General features: G+C 68.9%; 9 protein-coding genes. 3 read left to right on the top strand and 6 right to left on the bottom strand.

Annotated features, from left to right (window positions below; translation table 11 throughout):
- From RDU12_RS08290 to RDU12_RS08280, 3 genes are all read right to left on the bottom strand, one after another.
- Positions 1-659 (bottom strand): pyrroline-5-carboxylate reductase dimerization domain-containing protein (locus RDU12_RS08290; RefSeq protein ID WP_308684425.1); only part of this gene is annotated, 659 nt, incomplete at its 3' end.
- Between the two features lie 4 nt (positions 660-663).
- Complete coding sequence (locus tag RDU12_RS08285) at positions 664-1,167, bottom strand: YbjN domain-containing protein (protein WP_300290966.1); 504 nt, start codon at positions 1,165-1,167, stop codon at positions 664-666.
- Between the two features lie 64 nt (positions 1,168-1,231).
- Positions 1,232-1,507: an accessory factor UbiK family protein gene (locus tag RDU12_RS08280; protein ID WP_300290964.1), complete on the bottom strand. Its 276-nt coding sequence runs from the start codon at positions 1,505-1,507 to the stop codon at positions 1,232-1,234.
- 180 nt (positions 1,508-1,687) lie between these two features.
- Between RDU12_RS08280 and lgt the strand changes: the two genes are divergently transcribed.
- From lgt to pgeF, 3 genes are all read left to right on the top strand, one after another.
- On the top strand, positions 1,688-2,593 hold the full coding sequence (gene lgt, locus RDU12_RS08275; protein WP_300290962.1) for a prolipoprotein diacylglyceryl transferase: 906 nt from the start codon (positions 1,688-1,690) through the stop codon (positions 2,591-2,593).
- Positions 2,594-2,656: 63 nt separating this feature from the next.
- Entirely contained in the window at positions 2,657-3,682 is a 1,026-nt protein-coding gene (locus RDU12_RS08270) for a class I SAM-dependent methyltransferase (protein ID WP_300290969.1), read from the top strand.
- A gap of 2 nt (positions 3,683-3,684) precedes the next feature.
- The gene (pgeF, locus tag RDU12_RS08265) at positions 3,685-4,455 is read left to right on the top strand and encodes a peptidoglycan editing factor PgeF (protein ID WP_300290960.1); all 771 of its coding nucleotides are present in this window, start codon (positions 3,685-3,687) and stop codon (positions 4,453-4,455) included.
- An 11-nt stretch (positions 4,456-4,466) separates the two neighbouring features.
- Here pgeF and lpxC read toward each other — a convergent pair whose 3' ends face one another.
- The 3 genes from lpxC to RDU12_RS08250 form a co-directional block, all read right to left on the bottom strand.
- Positions 4,467-5,366 carry a UDP-3-O-acyl-N-acetylglucosamine deacetylase gene (lpxC, locus tag RDU12_RS08260; protein WP_300290958.1) on the bottom strand — a complete coding sequence of 300 codons (900 nt, stop codon included), beginning with the start codon at positions 5,364-5,366 and terminating at the stop codon, positions 4,467-4,469.
- A 193-nt stretch (positions 5,367-5,559) separates the two neighbouring features.
- Positions 5,560-7,164, bottom strand: a complete 1,605-nt coding sequence (gene ftsZ / locus RDU12_RS08255; RefSeq protein ID WP_308684424.1) for a cell division protein FtsZ — start codon at positions 7,162-7,164, stop codon at positions 5,560-5,562.
- 244 nt (positions 7,165-7,408) lie between these two features.
- On the bottom strand, positions 7,409-9,006 hold a 1,598-nt coding region (locus tag RDU12_RS08250; protein WP_308684423.1), incomplete at its 5' end, for a TonB-dependent receptor domain-containing protein.

Genomic DNA, 9,006 nt, shown 5'->3' with positions numbered 1-9,006 from the left:
GGATGCTCTCGCTCATGCAGATGGCCAAGACCGCAGCGGCCGCCGAGCGGCTGGCGCGCGGCGGCGTCACGGGACAGGCCCTGCGCCTCGCCCGCCCGGGCCAGGGCCTGAACGAAGGCGTAGATGAAGGCCGGCGCGGACCCGGCGGTCGCCGTGGCGGCGTCCATGACGTCCTCGGCGGGCAGGTCCACCACATCGGCGATGGCGGCGAACAGGCCCCGGGCCGTCTCGCGGACGCCGGCGTCATCCGACCACAGACTGGCGACGCCGCGAGCCTGGGCCACGGCCGTGGTCGGCATCACCCGGGCCACCGGTCGGCCGGAGACGCCGGCGATCTGGTCCGCCCTGACGCCCGCCATCACCGAGATGACGGCGGCGTCCGCGGGCAGATGGTCGAGCGTCGGCGCGATGGCGTCTCGCCATTTCGCCGGTTTGACCGCCAGCACCACGGCGCGCGCCTCACCCAGCGCGTCCAGCGGCGGATTGATCCTCGCGCCGCGCGCCCGCGCCGCCTCGGTCGCGGGCTTGTCCGACGGGGTCAGGATTATCAGATCCGCCGGCGCGACGGTCGATGTCGCCAGCCACCCCTCGAGAATCGCCGATCCGAGGCGACCGCAGCCCACCAGGACCACGGCGCCGTTCGATTTTGAGTTCGTCATGCCCTCAGGCTGAGCCGACCGTTTCGAAGAGGCAAGAGTCGATCGCCTCCTGCGGCTTCTTGTTGCCGCGGATCATGAAGTCGAAGGCGGGGTAGTAGCGATCCGCCGCCTCGACCGCCGCGTCGATCATCGAGGCCGCCTGGCCCAGGGTCGGGCGCTCGCCCATCGGCAGGGCCAGCGAGTGGCGGAAGACGATCTCGCCGTCCTCGGCCCAGACCTCGAAATGCCCCATCCAGGTGCGCTGGTTGATCAGGCCGACCAGCTCATAGGCGGCGGCCCGACGCGCCTTGGAGGCCTGCAGGTCGAGGGCGCAGCACAGCTGCAGGCAGTCGCCCTCGGGCCGCCAGGCGAACCACAACTCATAGTCCTTCCAGTCGCCGGCGAGGGCGAAGGCCAGATCGCCTTCGTCGGTGCGGTCGAACGGCAGGTTCTCGGCCACCAGAACATGCTCCACGACATCCAGGGGATCGTAGGGCAGCTCTGTTTCTTCGGGCCGGGCGGTGTTCATCAAGGCGTCTCCGGGCGCGACTCACGCCCTCTGGTCGAACGGTAGGCGGGTTCGCAGATTCGGCTCAACCGGCTGCGTCCTGTGCGGGAGAAGCCGCTGTGGACGTTCCCTTTTGAGGCTTCTTCGCCCCCTTCAGGGTGGCGATTTCGGCCCTCAGGGCCGCGATCTCGGCCTTCAGGGCGTCGAACTCGTCGCGACGGACCAGATCCATGTCGGCGGCGAAGCGATCGGCCTGGGCGCGGAAGGCGGTCTTGGCCTCCTCGCCGGCGGCCTGGGCCAGTCCCATCGCCCCGGTGGTCAGCTTGGCGAACTCGTCGAGGATGGGATTGCGGGTCTGCATGGAACTCTCCGACTCAGGCAAGCAACCGTCGTTAACGGATGGTTGCCCGATATGGTGAACGAAACCTTGCTGTCGAGGATCGAGGTGGCGGCATTTGGGCGCGCCGGTTGCTGAAATTTCAGGGACGGGCGCCGCCCCGCTTGCTACACCGGGCCCAGAACCGGCCCTGCAGGAGCGCCCGTGCCCTTCCCCGAATTCGATCCCGTCCTGTTCAGCATCGGCCCGCTGGATATCCGCTGGTACGCCCTCGCCTATGTGGCGGGCATCGTGCTGGGCTGGTGGTACGCCAATCGGCTGGCGCGCAACAACGCCGTCTGGCAGCCGCGCAAGCCGCCGGTCACCTCCGTCCAGCTGGATGATCTGGTGCTGTGGATCACGCTCGGCATCATCCTCGGCGGCCGCTTCGGCTACGCCCTGTTCTACAAGCCGTCGCTCTACGCCGACCTGTTCACCGGCGCCGACTGGGGCGAACGGCTGGCGCTGTTCAGGCTGTGGGACGGCGGCATGTCATTCCACGGCGGCCTGATCGGGGTCAGCCTGGCGATCGTCTGGTTCGCCTGGAAGAACAAGATCCGCCTGCTCAGCCTCGGCGACCTCGTCGCGCCCGTCGTGCCGCTGGGGCTGTTCTTCGGCCGCATCGCCAACTTCATCAACGGCGAGCTGTGGGGCCGCCCGACCGACGCGCCCTGGGGGGTCAATTTCTGCAGCACCCGGATGCGGGAGCTGTATGGCGCGACCTGCGAGTTCTACGTCAACGGACAGGCGCAGGGCCCCGGGAATTTCGCCCGTCACCCCAGCCAGCTCTATGAGGCCGCCCTCGAGGGGATCGCCCTGGCCGCGATCCTGTGGCTGGCCGTCTTCAAGGGGCGTCTGCTGGCCAAGCCGGGCTATGTCACCGGCATCTTCCTGTTCGGCTACGGCCTCGCCCGCGCCTCGCTGGAGACCGTGCGACAGCCCGACTTCGGCATGGAGAACCTGCCGCTGGGCCTGACCATGGGCATGATGCTGTCGATCCCGATGATGATCATCGGCGCCTGGCTGATCTGGCGCGCCCGGAGCCGGCCGCCGGTCGCCGCGGAGGACTGAGTGTCGCCCACGGCCAATGATCTCAGGCACCGCCTGGCGCGCGAGATCGCCCTGACCGGGCCGATGACGGTCGCCGACTACGTCACCCGCTGCCTGCACGATCCGCAGGGCGGCTACTATGCGACGCGGCCCTCCATCGGCGCGACCGGCGACTTCATCACCGCGCCGATGATCAGCCAGATGTTCGGCGAGTTGATCGGCCTGTGGGCGGTCGAGCTGTGGGAGCGTCTGGGCGCGCCCGAACGGGTGCGGCTGGTCGAGGTCGGCCCCGGCGACGGCACGCTGATGGCCGACGCCCTTCGCGCCGCCCGGCTGGCCCCGGAGTTCCTGCGGGCCGTCGACCTGATCCTGATCGAGCCCAGCCCGCCCCTGCGCGAGGCCCAGGCCCGCATGCTGGCCGACAGCGACGTGCATCCCCGCTGGGTCTCGTCGCTGGACCGGGTCGAGACCGACGCCCCGGTGATCCTGATCGCCAATGAGGTGCTGGACTGCCTGCCCGCCCGTCAGTTCGTGAAGACGGAGGACGGCTGGGCCGAGCGCTGTGTCGGCGTCACCGACGACGGCGCCCTGACCTTCGGGCTGAAGACGATCACCGGCGGATTCAAACGCCCCGCCTTCGAGGTCGAGCCCGGCCAGACGGTGGAAATCTCCGAACAGCAGGCCGTGTTCGGCCGCGAGGTCGCCGCCTTGGTCAAGGCGGCGTCCGGCGCCGCCCTGCTGATCGACTACGGCCGCTCACGGCCCGAGGCCGGCGACACCCTGCAGGCCCTGCGGCGGCATCAGAAGGTCGATCCCCTGGCCACGCCGGGCGAGGCCGACCTGACCCAGTGGGCGGACTTTCCGTCCGTGCTGGAAGCCGCCGTTCACGCCGGCGCCGACGTCACGGGAACGATGGGCCAGGGAGAATTCCTCGGCCGGCTGGGTGTCGAGGCGCGCGCCGACCGGCTCAAGGACGGTCGCCCCGACGCGGCCCCGGTCATCGACCGCCAACTGGCCCGCCTGACCGCCGACGACCAGATGGGAACCCTGTTCAAGGTCTGCGCGATCTTTTCGCCGCATAGCCTCGTTGTACCGGGGTTCGAGGACTGACCATGACCCTCACCCCCATCACCCACCCGTTGCTGACCCGCCCCGGTCTCCGCCACGGCTTCTTCACGCGACAGGGCGGCGTCTCGACCGGCCTGTACGAAGGCCTGAACACCGGCGTCGGCTCGAGCGACGACCCCGTCGCCGTGGCCGAGAACCGTCGCCGGGTGGCGGAGCATCTCGGCGGCGTCCCCAACGACATCGCCGCCTGCTACCAGATCCACTCCGTGGTCGCGCGGGTCGCCGAGGCGGGGTGGAAGGGCCAGCGTCCGGAGGGCGACGCCGTCGTCTCGGCCGCTCCGGGGGTGATCTGCGCCGTCCTGACCGCCGACTGCGCTCCGGTGCTGCTGGCCGACCCCGAGGCGGGCGTGGTCGGCGCGGCCCATGCGGGCTGGAAGGGCGCCCTGGGCGGCGTCATCCACTCGACCGTGGCGGCCATGGAGGCGCTGGGCGCCCGCCCCGGCCGCATCGTCGCCGTCGTCGGCCCCTGCATCTCACAGGACAGCTATGAGGTCGGCGCCGACTTCCAGGACCGGGTCGAGCATCACGACGCGGGCGCCGGCCGCTTCTTCGCCCCGGGGGCGGACGCGAGCAAACGCCGGTTCGACCTGCCCGGCTATGTGCTGTGGCGGCTGGAACAGGCCGGCGTCGGCGACGCGGCCTGGACCGGCGAGGACACGCGCACGGACGCGGCGCGGTTCTACTCGAACCGCCGGGCGTATCTGAACGGAGAGCCGGACTTCGGCCGGTTGATGAGCGCGATCAGCCTCGGCTGATCAGGGGCCTGTCAGCCCGCCATCGCCATTTCCGGCACGCGGGTCGTCTCGCGCCACGCCTGCGGATTGGCCAGCAGTTCGCGAACCAGCAGGTTGTTGATGGCGTGGCCCGCCTTGACGCCCTCGTAGCGGCCCAGCAGGGGCGCGCCCAGAACGTACAGGTCGCCGATGGCGTCCAGGGCCTTGTGCTTGACGAACTCGCGCTCCATCCGCAGCCCGCCCGGATTCAGGATCTGGTCGCCGTCGATGACCACGGCGTTCTCCAGCGAGCCGCCGCGGGCCAGGCCGGCCTTGCGCAGGGCCTCGACCTCGTGGGCGAAGCCGAAGGTGCGGGCGGCCATGATCTCGTTGCGGAAGGTTTCCTCGTCGACGACGAAATCCACCACCTGATTGCCGATCACCGGCGTGTCGAAGTCGATTTCGAACCGCATCTCATAGCGGTCGCAGGGCAGCAGGGCGGCGCTCTTGTCGCCGTCGGTCACCCGGATCGGCTCGAGAATCTCGATATAGCGGACCGGCGCCTCCTGACGGCGGAAGCCGGCGCGGTCCAGCAGCTGGACGAACTGCAGCGCCGAGCCGTCGAGGATCGGCAGCTCCGGCCCGTCCACCTCGACCACGGCGTTCGACACGCCCAGGGCGGCGAAGGCGGCCATCAGGTGCTCGATGGTCGACAGGCGCACGCCGGCGGCGTTCTCGATCATGGTGTTCAGGCGGGCGTCGACGACGGCCTCGCCCGAGACCGGAATGCGGTTGTCGCGATCCTTGATATCGGTGCGAACGAAGACGATGCCCGTGCCGACCGGGGCCGGACGCACCGCCAGACGCACCCGGTCGCCCGTGTGCACGCCCACGCCGGCGATGATCGCCGGTGCGACGGTGGTCTTCTGGTGATGGTCGTTGCGGACCGGCAAAACTCAAACTCGCTTCAACTTTGCGCCCGCCTCTGTGTGCGGAGTTCGCCCCACGAACCGTCTAGCGGGGGTGTCGCAAGACTGAAATGAAAGTCGGGTTTCGAATTGTTTCGGTTTCCGTAACCAGACCCGTAAACGACGACCGCCCCGGAACCTGGGCCCCGGGGCGGTCTGATCGGTCGGTGCGGCCTGACTAGTTGGCCAGCCGGCGCAGGAAGGACGGGATTTCCAGATCGTCCTCGGCCTGGCCCTGTTCGGGCTCGGGCGTGGGCTGGACCTGGCTGGTCGAGCGCATTTCGGTGGCGCGGGTCTGCGGGGCGTAGGTCGGCGGGGCCGGCTGACGCTTGCCGCGGCCGAACAGGCTCCAGCCCGACTTGCGGTGATCGCGGTCGTCCTGGTCGTCATAGGCCGGCTCTTCGCGGCGCGGCTCGGGCTGGGCGGCCGGACGGTCGCCCATCCGGTCCATGTAGAGGTCGCCCTGGGCGACCGGGGCCGCGGCCTGGGCGGCGGTGCGCGGCGCCGATTCATACTCCTCGACCCAGGGATCGACGATCGGCTCGAGAGCGCGGTCCTCGGCGACGTGGATCACCGGCTCCGGACGCGGCTCGGGGGCCCGGGCCGCGGCGCCGTAGGTCGACTGGGCGGACTGAAAGGTCGGGACGATCGGGGCGGCCTCGGCCGGGCGCGGGGCCTCGGCGCGGCCGAAATCGCGGGCGGGCTCGCGCACCGCCTCCTGACGCACCGGCTCGGCCCGCGAAGCGGCCCAGGACGGGGCCGGACGACGGGTGTCGAGCGGCGCGGCCGAAGTGGACGACGGCGTCTGGGCCGCGGCGAGGTCTTCCATGCCGGTGGCCACGACCGAGACGCGGATCTTGCCGTCCAGGGCCGGATCGAAGGCAGCGCCGAAGATGATGTTGGCGTCGGAATCGACCTCGCCGGCGATGGCGTTGGCGGCCTCGTCGACTTCCAGCAGGGTCATGTCCATGCCGCCGGTGATGTTCACCAGCACGGCCTTGGCGCCCTTCAGCGAGGTCTCGTCCAGCAGCGGATTGGCGATGGCGTTCTGGGCGGCCTGCAGGGCGCGGTCCTCGCCCGAGGCCTCGCCCGTGCCCATCATCGCCTTGCCCATCTCGGACATGACGGCGCGGACGTCGGCGAAGTCGAGGTTGATCAGGCCCGGCAGGATCATCAGGTCGGTGATCGAGCGGACGCCCGAGTGCAGCACCTGGTCGGCCATGCCGAAGGCGTCGGCGAAGGTGGTGCGCTCGTTGGCGACGCGGAACAGGTTCTGGTTCGGAATGACGATCAGGGTGTCGACGTAGCGCTGCAGCTCGGCGATGCCCGCATCGGCCAGACGCATGCGGTGGCGGCCTTCGAAGGTGAAGGGCTTGGTCACGACGCCGACGGTCAGGATGCCGCGGTCGCGGGCGCATTTGGCGATCACGGGGGCCGCGCCCGTGCCGGTGCCGCCGCCCATGCCGGCGGTGATGAAGACCATATGGGCGCCGTCCAGGTGCCCGTAGATTTCCTCGGCCGATTCCTCGGCGGCGTTCATGCCGACCTCGGGGTGGGCGCCGGCGCCCAGGCCCTGGGTGATGGTCTCACCCAGCTGGACGCGGCGGTCGGTCTTGGCGAACGACAGATGCTGCGCATCGGTGTTGGCGACGACGAACTCGACCCCTTCAAGGCCGGCGTCGATCATGTTGTTGACCGCGTTGCCGCCGGCCCCGCCGACGCCGAAGACGACGATCCGGGGCTTCAGTTCCGTGTGTTGCGGACGCACCAGCGAGAGAGACATTATATTCCGACCTTGAATTCCGACCCTGCCCTGCAGCCCCGAACGCGAAAACCCCGCCGATTCGCATTGGTTATGAGCGTGTTAAGGAAACACCCCATCTGCTTAAGGGAGTGTTACCGGATAGGCTGAGTCGGGCCCGGGGCCACGGAATTCGTTAACCTTCAGCGCAGATTTCTCTCTGTGGACAACGAAAAAGGGCGGCTCTTTCGAGCCGCCCTTCGTCATTTCAGGAGACCAGGTCTCCCTAGTAGGGACGCCAGCTCAGGCCGACGTTGAAGCGACGACCGTAGGGGTCGAACGTCGAGGTGAAGCCCATGTAGGTCGGGACTTCCGCGTCGAAGGCGTTGGTGACGGTGGCCCGCAGGGTCAGGTCGTCACGCACATCGTAGCGCACCGAGAAGTCGTTGCGGACGAAGTTGCCCGTGCGGTTCCACTCGTAGGGCTGGTTGTCCAGGTTGCCGGTGGCGACCAGATCGCGGTTGTTGTTGAGATCCTGCGAGGCCATCCAGTCGGCGGTCCAGGTGATCGCCAGCACGTCGTTCGGACGCCAGGTCAGACGCGAGACGAACTCCACCCGGGGGAAGAACACGCCGGTGGTCGAGTCCGTGAAGGCGGCGGGATCGGTCGGATCGGTGAAGTTCTTCTGATCGATCAGCCACAGGCCGCCCAGGCTGTAGGCGAACTGGCCCCAGTTGCGGCCGAAGGCCTCTTCCGTGTCCAGCGAGTAGTTGACCGTGAAGTCCAGACCGCGGGTTTCCAGCTTCGAGCGGTTGATCGGCCCGAGGATGAAGCCGCCGACCGGGTCGCCCGCCGGAGCGCCGACCTTGAAGTTGTCGAACGGATCGCCGGTGTTCGGGTTGTTGCGGAACACGAGGGCGCAGGTCTGGGCGTTCAGCTGCGCGTTGCTGACGCAGTCGTTCGCCAGGAACTGGCCGCCGGGGGTGATGACCACGTTTTCGACGGTGATCTCGTAGTAGTCGAGAACCAGCGACAGGTTCGGGAACATCCGCGGCGCGATCACCGTCGAGAAGGTGAAGGACTCCGACTCTTCCGGGGCGAGACCGGTGTTGCCGCCCAGCACGCTGGCGATGCCGGCGTAGGCGTTCGGGCGATAGTCATCGGCCTGGGAGACCGTGGTCTCGCCGAAGTCGAACACCAGGCCCTTGTTCGCGGCCAGCTGGGTGCAGTTGGCGATGCGGTTGGCCTTGACCTGGGCGGCGTCGTCGCCCTGGAAGTTGGCGATCACGCCGGTGTGGCACGGGTCCACGAAGCCGTTGACGAAGGTCTGCGTGAAGGGACGGAAGTTCTCCTGCAGGCTCGGCGCGCGGAACGAGGTGTTGAAGCTGGTCTTGAAGGTGATGTCCTGGATCGGACGGTAGACCAGGTTCACGCCATAGACGTCACCCTCGCCGGCGGTCGTGTAGTCGAACGCGCGGTAGGAGGCGCTGAGTTCGGCGTATTCGCCCATCCACGAGTCCCGCAGCAGCGGCAGCGACATTTCCGCGAACCACTCTTCGGACTCGTATTCCGCCGCCAGGAAGTCGGCGCCGGTGTTGAGCTGAAGCACGCGGCCGTTGGTGTCGGCGCTGCGGCCGATGCCCTGGGTGAACTCACGACGGTATTCCGCACCGACCGCGAGGCCGAGCGGGCCGGCGCCCCAGAAGTCCCAGAGCTGGCCGGAGATGGCCGCGACGGCGCTCTCCTGCTCGTTGGTTTCACGGACGCGGATCGCGGCGGTGATGTAGTCGATGGCTTCCTGACTCTGGTTGCCGGCGCCGAAGACGTTCAGCGGCACGCAGCCCGCGACTTCCGGGTTGGTGTTCGGGTCGGTGTAGACCGTGG

Source organism: Brevundimonas sp. (genome assembly GCF_031082345.1).
GTDB lineage: Bacteria > Pseudomonadota > Alphaproteobacteria > Caulobacterales > Caulobacteraceae > Brevundimonas.
This window is presented reverse-complemented; position numbering and strand designations above follow the sequence as displayed.